The sequence below is a fragment of the Novosphingobium kalidii genome, assembly GCF_040534015.1.
In the GTDB taxonomy this organism is placed as follows: Bacteria; Pseudomonadota; Alphaproteobacteria; order Sphingomonadales; family Sphingomonadaceae; genus Novosphingobium; species Novosphingobium kalidii.
In genome coordinates, this window is the sequence record NZ_JBEWLY010000007.1 from 1 (window position 1) to 18,087 (window position 18,087).

Here is an 18,087-nt window from a genome sequence, read left to right on the forward strand (position 1 = left end):
GGGCGCGAGTTGTGCCGGTCATTGCCCTCGTTCACCACTTCATGCGCGACAATGAGGTGGTGTTCGGCATCCACCGCTGCCTGCAGGTTGTAGCCTTGAACGAAACGGCCCATTCCAAAGCCTCCCGCAAATGCGGGAAAACTCTAGCACAGCCTCGCGTTTTTACACAGCCTCGGGCGCGAGCTGCCTTTCCGGACACGCCCAAGAGCCCGCTTACCGCGGTTGGAGATCTGGTGAGTGGTCTGCTATTCCTCAACGATGAAAGTATGGCGGCTTACGCGTCCAGAACACGTCGCGCTTGATGGCGCAGGAGCAGCGAAGCTAGGCGGCCGCTACTCTTCCCCGGGCACGCCTCTGGTGAACTTCGCCAGCGAAGCCGGGTTGGCTGTGCTCGTGGCCCTGAGGTACGCACAGGCAACCGCTGAGGCGTTCGATGCTGACTTTGTTCTCGGGTGGACCACGATTAGCCAGGAAGCAGAGCGTATCCCGCATGAGCTTACGGATGACGGTAAGGCCGCCTTTGTCGATGCCTGGGCAGCAGAAAGGCGGTCTCTGATCGTGGCGGTACAATCGGCGGTTCTTCAGGAGGCAGACATCATCTTGATGAACCCGCTCCATCCCGGCGCAGCGGACGTAGCTCCGCTATGTACTCGGCCCTTCAAGTTCGCCGAATGCCTTCACCGCCCCCCGATGCTCGAACGGTATGCGCCGCGCTGACGATCACGTCCGCTTGCCACGACATCCCTGACGAAAACAGCTCGTCCGCTCACGCCGACAAAGCCGACGTTCGACCATCCAGATCCACTCCCTGAGAGCCGCCTTTTGTTCATGAAGTTGGAAGGCTGAGGAGAAAGGCGAGGTTTGGGACTCTCCTGCCGTTCCGAGGTGATGTGTCGAAGGGCAGGTCCCGCTAGAAGCCGACGTCCAGCACAGCGCCGACCGGCTATGAGGGAGCGACAGAGTCTGGGCCAAGGAGCAGGCAGCGGGACTTCTCCTGTCCGTTCTCCAGCTCTGCCTTCGTGCAGGCATCGCGCCGACCGGGCGCGTGAGATCGATCGTCATAGCGTTTTCCGAGATTGGCCGAGCGGGATCGGTGCGGCGGGATGGAATCAGGCGAGGCGCGGACCGGCTGCTCTGATCATTTCCTTCTTTCCTTCTGGCAGGAAAATTCGGAGACTGCAGCGCTCGACATGAACGACTTCCACGATCTCTCCCCTCTCGATTTCGAAGAGCTCGTCCGCGACTTGTTGCAGGCCTATTGGTCGCGGAGGCTGGAGAGCTTCGGGCCCGGCAGGGATCAGGGCGTCGATGTAAGATACATGTCTGGACCGCAGCAGATCGTCGTGCAGGCGAAGCACTACGCCCGCAGCGGCCCAGCGGCTCTGGTGCGGGCGATGCGTCTTGAATGCCCCAAGGCGATCGCTCTCGCGCCGAGCCGATACCTGCTGGCGACATCCGTCTCGATGACGCAGGCGCTGAAGGCCAAGATCGTGGCGGCGATGCCGGAGGTGCCGCTAGCGGAGGCCGACATCCTGGGCCGCGAGGATCTCAACAATCTCCTCCGCCTCCATCCGGAGGTAGAGAAGCGCCACTTCAAGCTGTGGATGGCGAGCTCGGCCGTGCTGGAGCGCATCATCCACAGCGGAGTCTATAACCGGACCGCGGCGGAGCTGGAAATCATCCGGGGCATGATACCGCGCTTTGTTCAAAACCAGAGCGTGGCCGACGCGGAGACGCTGCTGGCGGACACGGGGGCCTTGATCATCGCGGGCGCGCCGGGCGTCGGGAAGACCACGCTGGCTCAGATCCTGCTGTGGCGCCATGCCGAGCAGGGTTGGCGGATCTTCGTCGTGGACGATGTCGAGGAGGCAATGGCGGCCGCCAGCGAGGGCGAGAGGCGTCTGATCTTCTTCGACGACTTCCTTGGCCAGGTCGGTCTCTCTGCGGACCACGTCCGCGGCCTGGATGCGAGGCTGCCGCCCCTGCTGTCCCGAGTGGCGGCTCAGAAGGATCTCAGGTTCATCCTCACGACGCGCGACTACGTGCTTGCGCAGGCGAAGATGCTGTCGGCCCGCCTCGGCGCGGCAAGGGGAGTCCGCAGCTACATCCTGAATGTCGGCGCCTACACCCGCGAGGCGAAGGCGCGGATTCTCTACAACCACATCCACTTCTCTGGCCTGACCGAGATCCAGAAAGACGCCATTCTCAAAGGCGGCTTCTATCTGGCCATGATAGACCACAAGAACTTCAATCCGCGCCTGATCGAGATGCTGACGCGGTCGGAGTATCTCGCCTTTGATGAGCGGCCCACGCGCGAGCTGATCCAGCACGTCCTCGACAATCCGCACGAGCTTTGGGACCGGCCCTACAGACAGCACATGTCCGATGATGCGCGAACGGTGCTTCTCGCGATGGTGATCAACGGCGCGTTCGTTGGGATCACTCTTTTGAAAGACAGTTTCGTGCGCGTCGCCATGGCGTTTGGCAACACTCTGCGCCCCTCGGAGATCGAGGCTCGGTTCCGAGCCGCCTATCAGGAGATCGAGGGCTCAGCCCTCAGCCTCCTCAACAATCTCGTCCACTTCACCAATCCTGGCCTCCGCGACTATCTCCGGGACGTCATTCGGGTCGATCGCTTGATGCCGCTTATCGTCCCCTGCATCGAGACCGCCAGCGAGCTCGGCGAATGCTTCGCGATCTTTCGTGCCCGTCGGGGCGACTGGAAGGGTTCGACGCCGGTCTGGACCGCGGCACTCGACAGGGTTCGCGATGGCGGCAGGGCGCCGCGCTTCGCGTATCTGGAGCTCGCCCTCGACCTCTGCGACGAGTTCCGTGACCAAGGGCTGATCGACAGGATGCTCGCGGCACTGATAGGGATCGAGCAGGAGGGGGTCGACGAGGAGGAGGTTCGGGAGATCTGCTCGCTACTCGAGAGGTCCGCGATGACGCTCCTGCCGACCGCGGTGGAGGCACGCGTTCGATCAGTCGCCACGGAAGCTGCCGCCACTATGCTCGAGAAGAGGGCGATGTGCCTGCCGCTCGAGGACATCGAGAGCATGGACGAGGCGCTGTTCACCCACGGCAACGATCAAGAGCGGGCCGCGACCGCCGTCCAATCCGCCATGTGGACCTTCACGCGCAGCGTGGACAGCGACCTCGAGACGATCACGACCCTCGACGAGTTCGAGAGGAGCCTGCTCGCACTGATGGAGAAGCGCGGATTCTCGTCCGACACAGTGAAGCGCGACATCCGATGGCGGCGGGAGGCGTTGGAGGAGCATGAGCCGCGGGACGATCCGGAGGAGGGATACCGCGGAGGCGGCGTCACGTCCCATCGCAATATGAGCGATGCGGAGATCCGGTCGATGTTCGGTGGCCTGAAGGGCTGATGACACTTCGCCTTCGCAGCAACGGACATCACGCGGGTTCGGCGAGGGAGTATCGTCGTCGTGGCCGATGAGCCCGCCGGCAGCCCATGGATCGAAGCCGCCATTTCCGACGGCCGCGCCGAACGACAGCTCTCGTTTGCAGCCGACGTGCCATCCTTCGCTCATGCCGTCGTTGTTTGACTGAAGTCGGGCATTCGTCACTCCCGCATCAGACTTGGCTCGGGTGTGCCAAGTCCGTAAGATGATCGAAAATCGCCCGGGGCACCGTGCCTATTGCGTTTTCGCGCGAACCACGCGTGGATATGGCAGTACTCGTTCGACCCGCGGCGTCGTTTGGAAAGGATCTGAGCTCTGTCGGAAGCGCGCCGTTCTAAGCCGGTGTCACGAATGTGAGGAAGCAGCCAACCCCCCGAGATTTGCCGCCCCGGTCGTCTGAAAATGATAAGCGATCGCTCAGTCCGATGACGCCGTCCGCGGCGGCAATCAGCGACCTTCTCGGCCGCGCAGAGTACGAAGGCTATGGCAAGCACAAGCGCAACCCCGAGCTATGGGATCTCGCGGCGTTTCACGGCTACGCCCCTGATCGCACGTTTTGCGAAGACGCAGGATTCACGATCGATGACGCGCGTCGGATCATGCCACTGTTGAAACGCGGGATTGCCGCCGGCCTGTTCAGCGAGCAGGAGCGCCAGGAAGTGCCAGCCAAGCTCTGGACGATTGATGACAACGGCTGGATTTACGAATTCGCGATCACCAACGCGACTAAGCCGCTCTACCATGGCTACCCGGTCCGAAGGTCGGACGCGATGGCGCGCAAGGTGATCGACCGCTTCGAGGAGCATGCTGAGCGGTGTGCCGCAGCGCGTGCTCCCAATGCGGATTCAATCATTGCCGCGTTGCGAGCCGCCCAGGATTTCTATAGCTGACGACTCGTGGACTTTGCAATTGATCTTCGGTGGCCGATGAACGGCCTCGACACGTCCGATGTTGCGGACGTGAAGATTTCTCTGCGCGAGCATGTCCTAACGCGGCTATTTGACGTTGCTGACAACCACGGCCGCGATTATTTCCGAGCTTCGACCGTTAGACTCGCTTTCTGGTTTGCAGAGAACTGGTGGCGGCTTAGGTGGGAACCGATCGACGATGCACGATCGCCGTCGCCGGATTGGCGGCTTGCCCATGAGCTCAGTTCCGGCCCAGGTGACGAAGCATGGCCGCCGCTCATGTTCTACGGCGTCGGCGACCGCGTCATCGTCTCCCCTTCGAACTTGCGCACGATCGATGACGAGAGCGTCAGTTATCTGCTGCAAAAGCCGCTCTCCATTGAAGCAGCGCATTATGAGACCGGTGTCGATACCCTGCTGCAGTCAGTGCTCGATCGCTGCGCTTCGCATAACGATGCGGTGCCGCTGCAAGCGCTCATCGAGCAACTCCGCACGGAGCGCGACGACGAGGAACTGGCAGGGTGGCGCCGATTGGAAGCATGCCTCGGATTTGATCCCGACCGGTCTCCGCAGGACGTCATCAGCGCGATGGTGGCGTATGAAGAGAGACTAGGCGAGCGAGCGATCGACGAGGCGGCGGTAGCTGCACCCGGCATTATCGCACCGCACGCGCTGCATCGCGTGCTTGAGGCCGCTGAAGCCTCGGCAGTAATCTTTAGAATGGACGAATTTCTCAACCGGACGCCGATGGGACGGTCCTCGCAGATCCCGTGGCAGGCGGCAGAGGACGCCGCGACAAGCCTTCGCACGGCGCTCGGGTTGGGTGAACGGGTCTACTGGCACGATCTGGGCGACATGTTGGGTGTGCGGTGGGAAACTCTCAAAACCGCTACCGCAACCGCCCGGCAACTTCCTTTCGGTGCAAACCTGAGCACTGATGATCGCACATCGCGTGCCGCGCTCCAGTTTGATACGGCGATGGACCGTCGATTTGAGATTGCCCGCCATATCGGCGACATCATCTGGACCCGGGAAACACGTCTCGGCGTGATCAGCAGAGCCAAGACGGACCGCCAAAAATTTCAGCGCCGGTTCGCGCAAGAGCTGCTGGTGCCAGTGGAAGCACTGCGTCGCTTCGTTAATTTTTCTCGGCCAACCGAGGAGCAGATGGCGCAAGCCGCACGGTTCTTCTGGGTCCGGCCAACGGTCGTCCGAGCGTTGCTTATGGCCAAGGGTGTAATCGCTCGCGAGACTTTGGCGGACCGGCTTGAGTTGGCCTGACTTGCGCGCTGTTCGCATAGCATTGTTTTCTCGCACGACAAAAAAGGCGGCGTGTCATTTTAGGCACTCGATCGATAGGCTGCCCTTCATTCGACGACACGTATGGCAGCTTTTATCGTAAGCAGCCGCTCAAGCATCGACCGCCCACTGACCGAAAGTGGTCGTCTGCTGCCGCGATAGTGCCCTTCCTCGATCTCCTGGAACAAGGCGTTTCCCCACCTCGTTGGAGTGATACTCTGTCATTTCGAACCGGGTGTCGCTTGCTGCCCAGGGCGTTAGGAATTCACAATGCGAGTTGTAGTCTAGCTCTTCCAGGTAGGCGCCCACGCGCTTGAATTCATCGACAGCGAGGTACTGGGCCATGGGAGCCCAGTCCTCCGGGACTTCACCCCTGCGACCAAGACCGCGTCCGGTGGCGCGACGAAATTGTCGATGGCCTTCCTGAGTGGGCCGGGCTCGCCTGTCGTGTTCGTGCCAGTGATAGTAGGCATGCCAGCATCCTCTCTCGGCGGGTGGCTAGAACTCGAAATCCTCCAGCTGTGGATAAACCTGCCGGCGCAGATCAAGAGTCACATCTGTCCGCTCTGTCATCGACCGGTCATTGTCCACGCTTAGCGGGGCCGCGCCGGGCACTGCCGGCGGTCGCAGAAAACAGGGTATTCATGAAAATCCTCACCGGTGCGAGCCTGCTCGCGCTGTCGCTCGCCTCGTTCCCGGCTCTCGCCCAAACTGCACCCGGGGCTCCAGGCAGCTCTCTGGCCTCTGCCGACGATGCCGGCATCATCGTAACCGGCACGCGCGAGCGTTCGCGCACACAGTTCGATACGCTCGCTCCGGTCGATGTTCTTCCCGCGCAGACAGTCCGCTCAAGTGTGTCGGGTGACATCAACGACACTCTCGCGCAGCTTCTGCCCTCGTTCAACGTCCAGCGCCTCCCTGCGGCAGACGGCCAAGCCTTCGTGCGCCCGGCAACGCTGCGCGGGCTTTCGCCCGACCAAACCCTCGTCCTGGTGAACGGCAAACGCTACCACCGCTCGGCCCTGCTCGGCACACGCGGTGCGCAAGCGGCCGATCTCGCCAGCATTCCTTCGCTGGCGATCAAGCGCATCGAAGTGCTCCGCGACGGCGCCGCCGCCCAGTATGGCTCCGACGCGATCGCCGGCGTCATCAACATCATCCTTGAGGACGAGCCGGGCATGAGCGCCTACTCGCAATTCTCGCAATACTACGAGGGGGACGGCAACAACTATCAGGTCGGGATGCGCGGCGGCATAGCCCTTGGCGAAAGTGGCAGCGTCGTTCTCACTGGTGACTACGACAAGGCCGAAGCCACTTCCCGTACACGCCAGCGCCCAGACGCGATTGAGTTTCAGGAGTCCAACCCACAACTGAACGTGCCAAACCCGGTCCAGCGTTGGGGCCAGCCTGACGAGACGCGCTTGCGCGGCGCGATCGACGCAAAGTATGCCTTCAGCGACGCTGTGCAGGTCTATGGCTTTCTCGTCGCCCAATCGGGTGAGGGGCAGACCGACTTCAACTGGCGCAACCCCGACGCCACGGCCAGCGTCTATCGCGCCAGCAGCGTCTTTCCGGGCTTCTCCTTTTCGGACCTGTACCCCGCTGGTTTCACGCCGCGCCTCACCACAAAAAATAGCGACCTGCAGACCGTCGGCGGCCTCCGGGGCGATCCCAGCGACGTCTTCAGCTACGACCTGAGCGGATCTTGGGGCCGCAGCACCATCGAGTACGGAATGAAGGAGAGCCTGAACGCCTCAATGGGTCCGCTGAGCCCGACGAGCTTCTACATGGGCGCGCTGCACCAGCGTGAGTCCAACCTCAATGCCGACTTCGTCTACCGCCTGAGCGTGGGCGCCGCAGAGCCAATCAACGTAGCCTTCGGTGCCGAGCGCCGTCGCGAGACTTACGAGGTCAGCGCGGGCGAGGAAGCCTCCTACTTGATCGGTCCGGGTGCAGCGACTGGCCTTGCCAGCGGCTCCAACGGCTTCCCTGGCTTTGGCCCCGATCGTGTGGGCACCTGGAGCCAAACCAGCTATGCCGGCTACGTCGATCTCGAGTGGAAGCCGGTGAGCCAGCTAACCTTAGGCGCCGCGGGTCGCTACGAGGACTTCTCGGCCTTTGGCGACACGTTCAACTACAAGCTGTCGGCGCGTGTCGATCCGACTGACGGTTTGGGCCTTCGCGCCACGTACTCGACGGGGTTCCGTGCGCCGACACCGGGCCAACTCAACACCCGCGCCACGGTTCAGGGCCTCGATACCACCACGCAGACCATCTACACGCAAGGCCGCCTATCCCCTAGTGACCCGCTCGCAGTGCTGCTGGGCGCCGAGGCGCTGACGCCCGAAAAGTCCAAGACGATTACCGCCGGCCTCACGTTCCGCACGGAATTCGGGCTGACCGGCAGCTTGGATGCCTACCAGATCAAGCTCACAGACCGGTTCAGCCAGTCGCGCACATTTGCGGTTCCAGCTGGCTACCCGAACCCGGAAGGCTTCACATCTATCAGCTACTTCACCAACGACTTCGATACGCGCACTCGCGGCATCGACGCCGTGCTGAGCTATGCCGCAATGCTTGGCGCCGGGCGTATGAACGCCACTGTAGCCTACAACTACAACGTCACGAAGGTGCTGTCGGGCAGCACCGCCGCCGTGGGCAACGCCACGCAGCGGCGCATCTTCGAGGACCGGCTTCCGAAGCATAATGCCACAGCCACGCTTGGCTATGAACTAGGCCCGGTCTCAGTGCTCGGCCGAGCGCGCTATTACGGTGGCTGGACGGACGTCTCGGGCAACGCCACCGGCGAGATCTTCCAAGACTTCGGCGCGATGACCCTGTTCGACCTCTCGGCCGCATACACCTTCGACGAACACCTGACGCTGCGCGTGGGTGCGGAGAACATCTTCGACAGCTACCCCGATGAAGCGACCAATCAGGCTGTGCGCGGCCTGATCTACTCCCGCAACGCGCCGTACGACACGGACGGGGGCCAGTACTACATCCGCCTTGGGGTGACGTTCTGATGGTGCAGGGCGGCCTGGACCGGCGCACGATGTTGGCAGGAGCACTGGCGCTCGCGCCGTTGGCGTCGCGCTTAGAGGCACAGGTCGCCCCCGTTGCCCCTGATACCACCGACGAGGTTTACTGGCAGCAGATTGCCGCCCAGTACGACGTCACCCGGGAGGTCATCCAGCTAGAGAACGGCAACTGGGGAATGATGCCGCGCGCCGTTCTCGCCGCCTACCGTGAGAACCTCGCACGCGTGAATCGCGATACCAGCTACTATTCACGGCGTGGCTTCGCCGCCGACGCCAACGCGGTGCGCAATCAGCTCGCCGAAGCAATGGGCGTACCGGCGGACGAACTCGCATTCACCCGTAACGCTACCGAAGCGCTGAAGGCCCTGATCCTCGGCTACAATCGGGTTAAGCAAGGAGACAGCATACTCTACGCCGATCTCGACTACGACTCCATGCAGGCGTGCATGGACAGTCTCGCCCGCCAACACGGCGCGCGCGTCATGCGCATCACGTTACCGGAACCCGCTACCCGCGAGAACCTCATCGAAGCTTATGCGCGCGCGTTCGAGGAGAGCCCGAGGCTGAAGCTGGTGCTGCTCACTCGCCTCAGCCATCGTACCGGCCTGGTTATTCCGGTGCGAGAGATCGCAGCGATGGCGCGCGCCCGCGGGATCGATGCGATCGTCGACGCGGCGCATAGCTGGTATCAGTGCGATGCGGACATCGCCTCGCTCGACTGCGACTTTGTGGGCGTGAACTGCCACAAGTGGCTCGGTGCTCCACTCGGTCTGGGCGCAATCCACATCCGCAAGTCCGCGTTGGACCGGATCGATCTTGATCCTGCTGAGGCTGGGGATCACGGCATCTGGAGTCGCATACACACGGGCACCAGCGACTTCGCCGCAATCCTTACCGCTCCCGCAGCGCTGGCGTTTCATCAAAGGATCGGCGACGAACGCCGCATGCTGCGCCTTCGCGCATTGCGGGATCGCTGGGTAGCTCAGGTGCGCCACATCCCGCGCGTGGAGGTGCTGACGCCGGACGATCCGACCCTATATGGCGCGATCACATCCTTGCGCCTACGGGACATCACCAGCAAGGAAGGCAACCGCCAGCTCGCCGCTGCTTTGCTGGACCAGTATGGGATCTTCACCGTTCACCGCACCGGCATCGAGAAAGGGGCGTGCGTGCGGGTTACGCCCGCGCTGTTCAATTCCATGAAGGATGTTGACGCCCTCGCTACAGCTGTGACGAATCTCGCTAACAGCTTCAAGGCAACGTAGTCGGCGTTACTTCGAAATGATTTTGCAAGCAGCCCCATACCTTGCCAGCGTTGCAACTGATCGACATCCTCCATCTCTTGAACCGAAGTGCTGTCGGCCTGCCGATGGCCGCAACCGTCAAGAGCTATCATTCGCGCTGACCGACCTCCATTAGTAGTTTTGATGAAAAGAAAGAGGGCTGTGCCAGGCCTTGGCCCAACATGAACGAAGGACTGCTTTCGGGAATAGCGTCAACGATCCCGAACGACGGACTTAGGCGCGTTGACGCCTGGCAGGATTACTTCAGCCGAACGGCGGGTCTTGGAACAAGCCGACGTTCGCTCTCGTGCTGATGAACGGCGTGAGTTGGTCGGGGAGCAGGCGCCGCCGCTACCACGATTTAACGGCAGCTATCGTCACCGTTTGACCAAAACCGGCCAGGGCAGCTATCCACCACTCAGTGCCGTTCCCGTCCGCCGAGGGCCTAGCGTACGATTCCGGACATCCTCTCACCGGACCCCTTGTCGGCATCAACCCCGCTACAAAAACCCGTCGCCGGCATGATCGTCGAACATCGCGGCATCCCGAACATAATCTGCCACAGTATCGAGCGACTTGTGCCGGCTGTGATCCTTCATCTTGAACAGGTTCGCTCGCCGCGCTGCCGCTTCGGTAAGGAAGCCGGCGCGCAGTGAGTGCGCGGAATAGAGCGAAGGATCGAGGTCAGCCGCGGCAGCGGCCGTTTTGACCAAGCGCGCTACCGTCCTATCGGTGATGGCGGCGCTGGTGGGGACGTCCGAACGGGTCAGGCGCAGGAACACCGGGCCCGTCCGCGGCTTTCCGGAGGCGAGATCAGGCCGGTCAAGCTCGCCCGCGTGTAGCCAGTGCCGCAGCAGCGTAACTGGGCGAATGAAGCGACCTTCAGGGATGGCGATCGTCTGGCCCGCGCGCTCCTGGTCGCGCTTGGACTTGGGGATGGTGATCCTTAGGCCCGTGTTAGTGAACTTGAGATCCTCGAGCCTGAGCCCCGCCAATTCGGAGCGGCGGAACGCCCCGGCCATGCCCAGCGCCAGGATCGCCCGGTCGCGCCTGGCTCGAACCCCCATGCCCTCGATCGTCGCTAACATCGCCTTCAACACATCAGCTTGTACCGGCGACTTTTGCTCCTTTTTCCGCGCATACTACGCCGCACGCCGGCGAGCATTCCGGCGATGACCCCGGCGTCGTCGCGCGCGGTAGGAGACGCGAGCCCGGCATCTCGATGATGGTGCACGATCGCGGCCACGCGGCGGCCAATCGTCACTGGCGCAATGCCAGCTTCAGCCTCGACGTGGATGAACAATGCTACGATGTCGGGATGCGCCGGCAGCGCCTCGACGTTCCGGGCCTCACAGAACTGACAGAAGCGGTTCCAATCGGAGGCATAGGCCTTCTGCGTGGACGGTGCTTTTGCGGCCGCGCGCGTCTCGCGCGCGCCTTCGATCTCGGCCGCGAGGTCGGCGGGCAGTTGCGCGCAAATGGGGAGGAGGTCTTGCGCCACCGATCAGCGGATCAGGTTGATCTCGGCGGGGACGTCGAGCTTGGTCCAGTCGCGATCGGCCGTCCACACCGTCAGGCCGGTGACAATGCCGGTGGCGATGCACGCGCAATCGCCAAGGCCGATCCTGAGCGGCCGAGCAGCTGGGACCAGGTTTCCGGCAATCTGGGCTTCCGCCGATCCGAAGGGCAGCACCTTGAGGTTGAAGTCGCGGATGGTCGCATCGATGTCGTCGGCCTCTACGTTCTTGTGCAGCAGCACGGACCTAAACTCGGCCAGGTTGACGGCGGACACGGCAGCGCCTGACAGCAGCTTGTCCTCATCAATGTGGTGAGCCTCGCCCATAGCGAATGCGATCAGAACCGAGGTATCGAGGAGAGCGTCAGCCACGCTGCGCATCCTCTACCCGCTGCGCCTTGAGCTCAGCTTGCAGGTCGGTGCCAGGATCGATGTATTTGGCCAGGCGTGCGCGGATCCGCTCAAGCCCCTTGGAGGGCCGACGCACCACAAACTGGCCGTCCTGCGTCTCCAAATCGACTGTATCGCCAGCGCTCAACCCCAGCTCTCGCCGAAGCTGGGCAGGTAGCTGAATACGCCCGTCAGAGGTTATCCGGGTTCGATGGATCGTCATGGCGTTCGCTCTGCTCGCTACGGAAATATGATAGTCGCCGACCTGTAGCAAACCGTAGTTGTTGACGCTAGCCACCCATGTTTTCATCCGCCCCCGTTTATGTCCGAGAATCGCATTTATCGGACATGGGTGTAGAGCAGGGGCAGTGCTCCTAAATGCGCCACGCTTCTTATTGGTTCGGTCCGGGTAGAAAGTGTAGAAGTTGTCGGCGCTCTCAGCTTTTCGGACACGCAGGCACTAAACGCTTTGGCCGTCGCCCTGTGAGGAGGCGACAATGCTGCCCGTTGATGTCAACGCCGCTCGTGCCGCAGAGTTGCACGTTGTTCGGAGCCTCACCGGAACGAAGAATGCGCGCTACGGCGAGCAGCGCGGCGGCTTAAGTGAGTTGCGCCGGTTGGAAGAAGTGCCAGGACATGCCGGCAAGATCGACGGCGCCAGGACGGCCCTCACCGCTGGCGAAACGAATTGAAGGACTTGCATGAGTGACACAGACGTAGATGACGACCACGGTTCCTCTTATGTCATCACCGAAGAGGTAATCCAGTATCTGCCTCAAGAATGGCAGGACACTTTCTATGCGCGTGCCGAGGAAGGCCGCTGTGTCCTTGAGGCGGCTGACAAGGAGTTGAAGCAGCTTTCGCGACTATCGTTGTCCTTTTACCACGTAACGGTCTTGAAACACATTAGAGACAGGCTGGCCGCATACCGGTTCAAGGCTGATATGATCGCATTCCTCGAACTGGATATGCTGATGACCGCTTTCGTCGCCACTTACGCCCGGCTCCACACGGGCGGGAGCGGCAGTGGCTGTGCGCGCGACGCGCTTCCTGAGTTATTGCGCAGCGCTCACGAGGAGATCATCGATATGCGGAACAAGCGATATGCTGAGGGTCCCCCGGTTTCTCATCCAGCCTAGGCGTGAGTATCCGGCAATCATTCGGCCGCTCGGGCGGCCGTAGCAGCAGCATATTCGACTGGCGTCAGCCAGCCAAGCGATGTGTGAGGACGGCTCTCATTGTAGTCCCGCCGCCAGGCCTCAATCTTGGCTCGGGCGTCGGCGAGCGACAAAAACCAGTGAGCGTTCAAGCACTCGTTGCGCAAGCGACCATTGAACGACTCCGCGCATGCATTGTCCGTCGGCTTGCCTGGGCGGCAAAAGTCCAGGGTTACGCCATTTTCATAGGCCCACCGGTCCAGGGCCTTCGAGATAAACTCTGGCCCATTGTCCACCCGAATGGTCTTGTGTGCGTCGAGCACCGAGCAGCTACGCCTTTCACTTACCCCGTGAGACGCCTGGACGTGCGCAACAAGCTCGCGCCGCTGCCCAGGCGTCAGAGCTCTTTTGACAAAACGTCCTGCAAGATGTGCTTGTCCGGCTGAGGTCCGCAACCAACTGCTTGAGCTTGCGGTTCTCCTCTTCAAGCTGCTTCACCCGCCGCAGCTCGCCAACACCAAGTCCGCCGTACACCTTCTTCCAACGGTAGAATGTCTGCTCGGAGATCCCCCATCCGGCGGATCACCTCCGCAACCGGCGTACCCGTCTCCGCCTGCTTCAACGCAAAGGCAATCTGCTCCTCAGTGTACCTCGACTTCTTCATTTCCCAGCTCCTTGCCCAAAGGCTTCACAAGGCCGGAAAACTTTCACTCAGAATGGATAGAAAAATTGGGGGGACGTCAGAATGGAATGGGCAAGCATCACAAGCCTGAGGAGATCATTGGCAAGCTGCGGGGAGGCGGAGATCGTTCTGGCGCAGGGTGGCACCGTCGCAGACGCGTGCCGCCGGATCGTGTTACCGAGCAGAGCTACTACAGCTGGCGTAAGGAGTACGGCGGCTTGAAGATGGACCAGGCTCACCCGATTGCGGACGTGGGTAGGCTTCGTTGCTCGCCGCATTTCTGGCTTCTTATCGTCTGTGGATGATCCAAAACATTGTGAAAGAAATTAATGTCCTTCGTGGACGATGTCGCGCAATTTTCGCTCGAGAAGTCCTCAGAGGCAAAGCGCTAAGCGACGAGGCCGCTATGCCTATACCCGGCGCCGAGAGACGCAGAAAAAGGCGGGCCCAGCGACAAGCCCGATCATGTAATCGAGCACCTCGCTAGATCGGCACCTTGCCACCGCTTTTCCGACGGAGGCCCCTGTCCGGGGCACGCCGAAAAACGGATGTTCAGGTCTGCCCAATCCGACAACATTCGCGGCTCCTATCGTCAACCCGGTCGCGGCGATACATCGTCGTCAATCCAAAAAAGTTCTTCCACGGTCGAGCCCAGCTCTTTGGCAAGTTTGATCGCCAGTAAAGCCGACGGCGAGAAGACGAGATTCTCTATCGTGTTCACGGTCTTACGCGACACGCCGATACGATGGGCCAGTTCTGCTTGGGTTAAGCCATGCTGCTCACGTTTTTCTCGGATTCGGTTAAGCAGACGCTCTTTCATGAACGTGCAGAAACCCGCTCAGACACTCCAAAGCTTATGAACGCGGAACTGATACCTACCGTCATGATGATTTGGATCGCATCACGCGGTCCATAATCCTTGAGGAAGGTGAGCGCGTAGCACACGACTGCCGTGGCATGCATGTTCCAAAAACCGATCATCATGGATCGCCTTCGGTTCAGGTCGCTACTTTCGTCGTTGAGGATGCCGCGAAGCGCGCCGTTGCGGAAAAGGCCACTCGCCCACAATACGAACGCTACGAGGACCACCCCGGTGATTATCCAGCTTGCCGGACCAGCGGTTACGCTGTGATCCATACGCTGGGCTTGGGTGACGATGAGGAGGGTCCCCATCACGACTGCGAGGGTGGCTCTCCGCTTCGCTAATCGCTCTGCCCGATCGGCAATCGTGATTGGCATATCCTGGCTCCTGTAACCTACAGGTGACAGGTAACGCGTGGGTTACATGCGGTCAATACAGAGCACTATTTCAGCACCTCCGCCACTGGCACATGGTCGTAGCCCAGGTCTTTCGCCACGGCCTTGTACGTCACTTGGCCCGCATGCACGTTCAGCCCTTCCGCGAGATGCGGATCATCGCGTAGGGCCTGTTGCCAGCCCTTGCCCGCGATCGCGAGGGCGTGGGGCAGGGTCACGTTGTTGAGCGCATACGTGCTGGTGCGCGCCACCGCGCCGGGCATGTTGGCGACGCAATAGTGCACGACGCCGTCCACCACGAAGGTCGGATCGGCATGGGTGGTGGCGTGGCTTGTCTCAAAGCAGCCGCCCTGGTCGATGGCGACATCGACCAGCACCGCGCCCGCCTTCATCGTCTCGAGCATGGCGCGGCTCACCAGCTTGGGCGCCGCGGCCCCGGGGATGAGGACGGCGCCGATCACCAGGTCCGCCTCCGCGACGCTGTCTGCCAGGTTGGCCTTGCTGGAAAAGCGCGTCTTGGCGCGGCTCTCGAAGTGGTTCGCGAGGCGCTCCAGCACTTCGGGGCTGCGGTCGAGGATGGTGACGTCGGCCCCTAGTCCCACTGCCATCTGCGCCGCGTTGAAGCCGACCACGCCCCCACCGATCACCGCGACCTTGCCGGGCATGACGCCGGGCACGCCGCCCAGCAGCACACCGCGCCCGCCGTGCGCCTTCTCCAGCGCCGTTGCACCCGCCTGGATCGACATGCGCCCGGCGACCTGGCTCATCGGCTTCAACAGCGGCAGCGCGCCGCCGGGACCCGTCACCGTCTCGTAGGCGATGGCGGTGACGCCGGACTTCACGAGGTCGGCGGTCTGCTCGGGATCAGGGGCGAGGTGGAGGTAAGTGTAGAGGATCTGCCCCTCATGCAGCATCGCGCATTCGCCGGCTTGCGGCTCCTTGACCTTCACGATCATCTCGCACTCGGCGAAGATCGCCTCGGCGCTCGCTTCGATCCGAGCGCCCTGCGCTTCGTAGTCGCTGTCCGATGCGCCGATACCCAGGCCGGCACCTGTCTCCACCCAGACCTCATGGCCATGCGCCACCAGTTCGCAGGCGCTTTCGGGAGTCAGACCGACGCGATATTCGTGGTTCTTGATTTCGCGGACCGTTCCAACACGCATGCTCGATCTCCGGTTGCGGGCGGCGTTTCGCTCACCCGAAAGGGCCTGAGACTATGATAACAATGTTTCGCTGGATTGAAAGATTGTTCGCGCACGGTCCGATGTCCGGAGAGGTCAGGAAGGCTGGTCCACACGCCCGTTCGGAGTGGTGAAGATGTGATCACGCGCCGCCGTTACGTCGCCGGCTGCGAACTGCGCCTTCAGGCGCTCCTTGTCACGCGCGCGGTATGCCGCTTCGGCGAGATCGATGCTCTCTGCCGAATTGCCCAGCGCTTCCAGGCTCAAGCGGGCCATCCGCACTGCGGACTCCAGAACCTCGCGCACGACAAAGCGAACGGGCGCATCCTTGAGCCGCAGCATCGTACGCCGGTCGAACGCCCGCACGCAGATCTCGGCGTGCGGGAAGGCGTGATGAACAGCTTCGAGGAAGGCTTCGGTGACTTGCTCGCCATCGATGCAGAAGGCGATAAGCTGGGCATCGGCGGCACCGGCCTGACGCAGCAAGTCGATGCGGGTGCCGTCGCCGAAGTAGACCTTGGCGCCGAAATTCTGCGCCACGTCGATCATCTCCACGTCCCTGTCGATCAGGGTCACCGGGATGTCGGCGGCGATCAGCATCTGCGCGACGGTCTGTCCGAAGCGCCCGTAGCCGACGATCAGCGCGCTGGAGCCATCAGCCTGCGGACCATCGCGCGTCTCTGGAGCGCTGGCCGGCGCCTCGCGGATCCGGCGCGTCGCATTCATCAGGAACGGGGTCGAAATCATCGAGAGGGTGACGATCGCCGCAAAGACGCTGGAGGCAGTGGGCGAGATCAACAACGCGCCCTGTGCCTGCGCGAACAGCACGAACCCGAACTCGCCACCCTGGCTCAGCAGCAGTCCCAGGGCGAGCGCGCTGCGCCAGTCCATGCGGAAGGCCTTGCCGATCAGGAAGATGACGAAGGCTTTGGTGGCGATGAGCGCCAGTGCCAGCGAAGCGACGAAGAGGGGGCGCTGGGCAATCGCCTCGAGGTTGAGCATCATGCCGACGGACATGAAGAACAGGCCGAGCAGGATCGTGCGGAACGGCTCTACATCCGCCTCCAGCTCATGTCGGTACGGCGTATCCGCCAGCATGACACCGGCGATGAACGCGCCGAGAGCCGTCGAAAGCCCGAGCCACTCCATGGCCGCGGCGGATGCGATCACGGTGAACAGAGCGGCGAAGACGAACATCTCCCGTTCGCCGAGATTGCCGATGAGGCGGAACAAGGGCCGAATGACAAAACGACCGGCCGCGATGAGTCCGAAAATAGCGACGAAAGTGTAGACCACCAGCAGCCAGCCGGGCGGCCCCTCTGCCGCGGCAGGGTTGCGGCTCATCGCGGCGATGATCGTGATAAGCGGGATGATCGAGAGGTCCTGGAACAGCAGGATCGCGAAAGCGCGCTCACCGAACGGCGTGTGGAGCCGGCCCGCGCTCTGGAGCATCGGCAGCACCTGTGCCGTCGAGGATAGCCCGAGTGGCAGTCCCAGCGCGAGCGAGGCGGTCAGAGTGAAGCCGGTGAAGGCATAGATCACGCCGGTAACCGCCAGCCCGCAAGCGACGACTTGCAGCAAGCCGAGACCGAAGATCTCGTGGCGCATGCGCCACAGCCGGCGTGGTGCCAGTTCCAGCCCGACAATGAACAGCAGCAGGGTAATGCCCAGTTCGGCGATGCCGATCTTGCTCTCCGCATCGCCGACGAGGTTGAGAGCATAGGGGCCAAGGACCGCTCCCGCCATGAGATAGCCCAGCGTGGCGCCGAGCCCCAGCCGGCGGAACAGCAGCACGAAAATGAGCGCGGTGCCCAGCAGCAGGAAGCCGTCGCTCAACAGGAAGCTCTGTGCGTGTTCCATCAGTGGCGTTCCAGCGGGTCAGGTGTAGCGGTCACCGGCAGGGATCTACCCTGCTGATGCTGCGAACGGAAGGCACGATGCGGAAGCC

General features: G+C 62.2%; 15 protein-coding genes and 3 pseudogenes. 9 read left to right on the top strand and 9 right to left on the bottom strand.

Annotated features, from left to right (window positions below; all coding sequences use genetic code 11):
• The first annotated feature begins 237 nt into the window (after positions 1-237).
• The 4 genes from ABVV53_RS01830 (at position 238) to ABVV53_RS01845 (ending at position 5,614) form a co-directional block, all read left to right on the top strand.
• Entirely contained in the window at positions 238-717 is a 480-nt protein-coding gene (locus ABVV53_RS01830; protein WP_353982616.1) for an RES family NAD+ phosphorylase, read from the top strand.
• A 473-nt stretch (positions 718-1,190) separates the two neighbouring features.
• Entirely contained in the window at positions 1,191-3,389 is a 2,199-nt protein-coding gene (locus ABVV53_RS01835) for an nSTAND3 domain-containing NTPase (protein WP_353982617.1), read from the top strand.
• Between the two features lie 461 nt (positions 3,390-3,850).
• Positions 3,851-4,315, top strand: a complete 465-nt coding sequence (locus tag ABVV53_RS01840) for a hypothetical protein (protein WP_353982618.1) — start codon at positions 3,851-3,853, stop codon at positions 4,313-4,315.
• Between the two features lie 6 nt (positions 4,316-4,321).
• Positions 4,322-5,614: a hypothetical protein gene (locus tag ABVV53_RS01845; protein WP_353982619.1), complete on the top strand. Its 1,293-nt coding sequence runs from the start codon at positions 4,322-4,324 to the stop codon at positions 5,612-5,614.
• Positions 5,615-5,743: 129 nt separating this feature from the next.
• Here ABVV53_RS01845 and ABVV53_RS01850 read toward each other — a convergent pair whose 3' ends face one another.
• Positions 5,744-5,977, bottom strand: a complete 234-nt coding sequence (locus ABVV53_RS01850) for a hypothetical protein (protein WP_353982620.1) — start codon at positions 5,975-5,977, stop codon at positions 5,744-5,746.
• 299 nt (positions 5,978-6,276) lie between these two features.
• On the opposite strand from ABVV53_RS01850, the gene ABVV53_RS01855 reads away from it, so the two are divergent.
• Both ABVV53_RS01855 and ABVV53_RS01860 read left to right on the top strand, forming a co-directional pair.
• Positions 6,277-8,658, top strand: coding sequence for a TonB-dependent receptor plug domain-containing protein (locus ABVV53_RS01855; RefSeq protein ID WP_353982621.1), 2,382 nt, complete (start codon positions 6,277-6,279; stop codon positions 8,656-8,658).
• Positions 8,658-9,938, top strand: coding sequence for an aminotransferase class V-fold PLP-dependent enzyme (locus ABVV53_RS01860; protein WP_353982622.1), 1,281 nt, complete (start codon positions 8,658-8,660; stop codon positions 9,936-9,938). The genes ABVV53_RS01855 and ABVV53_RS01860 overlap by 1 nt, the downstream gene beginning before the upstream one ends.
• 518 nt (positions 9,939-10,456) lie before the next feature.
• Here the strand turns inward: ABVV53_RS01860 and ABVV53_RS01865 are convergent.
• The 3 genes and pseudogenes from ABVV53_RS01865 to ABVV53_RS01875 form a co-directional block, all read right to left on the bottom strand.
• A pseudogene (locus ABVV53_RS01865) lies at positions 10,457-11,457 on the bottom strand (tyrosine-type recombinase/integrase).
• 3 nt (positions 11,458-11,460) lie between these two features.
• Positions 11,461-11,853 (bottom strand): type II toxin-antitoxin system VapC family toxin, encoded by a 393-nt coding sequence (locus ABVV53_RS01870; protein ID WP_353982623.1) that lies wholly within the window; start codon positions 11,851-11,853, stop codon positions 11,461-11,463.
• Complete coding sequence (locus ABVV53_RS01875; RefSeq protein WP_353982624.1) at positions 11,837-12,160, bottom strand: AbrB/MazE/SpoVT family DNA-binding domain-containing protein; 324 nt, start codon at positions 12,158-12,160, stop codon at positions 11,837-11,839. The genes ABVV53_RS01870 and ABVV53_RS01875 overlap by 17 nt, the downstream gene beginning before the upstream one ends.
• A 199-nt stretch (positions 12,161-12,359) precedes the next feature.
• Here ABVV53_RS01875 and ABVV53_RS01880 point away from each other — a divergent pair, with 199 nt between their 5' ends.
• Together ABVV53_RS01880 and ABVV53_RS01885 are read left to right on the top strand one after the other, a co-directional pair.
• Positions 12,360-12,554, top strand: coding sequence for a helix-hairpin-helix domain-containing protein (locus ABVV53_RS01880; protein ID WP_353982625.1), 195 nt, complete (start codon positions 12,360-12,362; stop codon positions 12,552-12,554).
• A 9-nt stretch (positions 12,555-12,563) separates the two neighbouring features.
• Complete coding sequence (locus tag ABVV53_RS01885; protein WP_353982626.1) at positions 12,564-13,001, top strand: hypothetical protein; 438 nt, start codon at positions 12,564-12,566, stop codon at positions 12,999-13,001.
• A 17-nt stretch (positions 13,002-13,018) separates the two neighbouring features.
• Here ABVV53_RS01885 and ABVV53_RS01890 read toward each other — a convergent pair.
• A pseudogene (locus ABVV53_RS01890) lies at positions 13,019-13,683 on the bottom strand (integrase core domain-containing protein).
• An 86-nt stretch (positions 13,684-13,769) separates the two neighbouring features.
• Between ABVV53_RS01890 and ABVV53_RS01895 the strand changes: the two are divergent.
• Positions 13,770-13,955, top strand: a pseudogene (locus ABVV53_RS01895) (transposase); the annotation flags it as partial.
• 338 nt (positions 13,956-14,293) lie between these two features.
• Here ABVV53_RS01895 and ABVV53_RS01900 read toward each other — a convergent pair.
• From ABVV53_RS01900 to ABVV53_RS01915, 4 genes are all read right to left on the bottom strand, one after another.
• Positions 14,294-14,521, bottom strand: a complete 228-nt coding sequence (locus tag ABVV53_RS01900; protein WP_353982627.1) for a helix-turn-helix transcriptional regulator — start codon at positions 14,519-14,521, stop codon at positions 14,294-14,296.
• Entirely contained in the window at positions 14,518-14,940 is a 423-nt protein-coding gene (locus ABVV53_RS01905) for a hypothetical protein (protein WP_353982628.1), read from the bottom strand. The genes ABVV53_RS01900 and ABVV53_RS01905 overlap by 4 nt, the downstream gene beginning before the upstream one ends.
• Before the next feature lie 65 nt (positions 14,941-15,005).
• On the bottom strand, positions 15,006-16,121 hold the full coding sequence (ald, locus tag ABVV53_RS01910) for an alanine dehydrogenase (RefSeq protein ID WP_353982629.1): 1,116 nt from the start codon (positions 16,119-16,121) through the stop codon (positions 15,006-15,008).
• A 114-nt stretch (positions 16,122-16,235) separates the two neighbouring features.
• On the bottom strand, positions 16,236-17,999 hold the full coding sequence (locus tag ABVV53_RS01915; protein ID WP_353982630.1) for a cation:proton antiporter domain-containing protein: 1,764 nt from the start codon (positions 17,997-17,999) through the stop codon (positions 16,236-16,238).
• Positions 18,000-18,087 lie beyond the last annotated feature (88 nt).

Bases quoted from the DNA above. Each gene is read 5' to 3' on its own strand.
- ABVV53_RS01900 (WP_353982627.1), bottom strand. From the start codon at position 14,521: ATGAAAGAGCGTCTGCTTAACCGAATCCGAGAAAAACGTGAGCAGCAT.
- ABVV53_RS01835 (WP_353982617.1), top strand. From the start codon at position 1,191: ATGAACGACTTCCACGATCTCTCCCCTCTCGATTTCGAAGAGCTCGTC.
- ABVV53_RS01855 (WP_353982621.1), top strand. From the start codon at position 6,277: ATGAAAATCCTCACCGGTGCGAGCCTGCTCGCGCTGTCGCTCGCCTCG.
- ABVV53_RS01840 (WP_353982618.1), top strand. From the start codon at position 3,851: ATGACGCCGTCCGCGGCGGCAATCAGCGACCTTCTCGGCCGCGCAGAG.
- ABVV53_RS01880 (WP_353982625.1), top strand. From the start codon at position 12,360: ATGCTGCCCGTTGATGTCAACGCCGCTCGTGCCGCAGAGTTGCACGTT.
- ABVV53_RS01850 (WP_353982620.1), bottom strand. From the start codon at position 5,977: ATGGCCCAGTACCTCGCTGTCGATGAATTCAAGCGCGTGGGCGCCTAC.
- ABVV53_RS01915 (WP_353982630.1), bottom strand. From the start codon at position 17,999: ATGGAACACGCACAGAGCTTCCTGTTGAGCGACGGCTTCCTGCTGCTG.
- ABVV53_RS01870 (WP_353982623.1), bottom strand. From the start codon at position 11,853: ATGCGCAGCGTGGCTGACGCTCTCCTCGATACCTCGGTTCTGATCGCA.
- ABVV53_RS01905 (WP_353982628.1), bottom strand. From the start codon at position 14,940: ATGCCAATCACGATTGCCGATCGGGCAGAGCGATTAGCGAAGCGGAGA.
- ald (WP_353982629.1), bottom strand. From the start codon at position 16,121: ATGCGTGTTGGAACGGTCCGCGAAATCAAGAACCACGAATATCGCGTC.
- ABVV53_RS01860 (WP_353982622.1), top strand. From the start codon at position 8,658: ATGGTGCAGGGCGGCCTGGACCGGCGCACGATGTTGGCAGGAGCACTG.
- ABVV53_RS01885 (WP_353982626.1), top strand. From the start codon at position 12,564: ATGAGTGACACAGACGTAGATGACGACCACGGTTCCTCTTATGTCATC.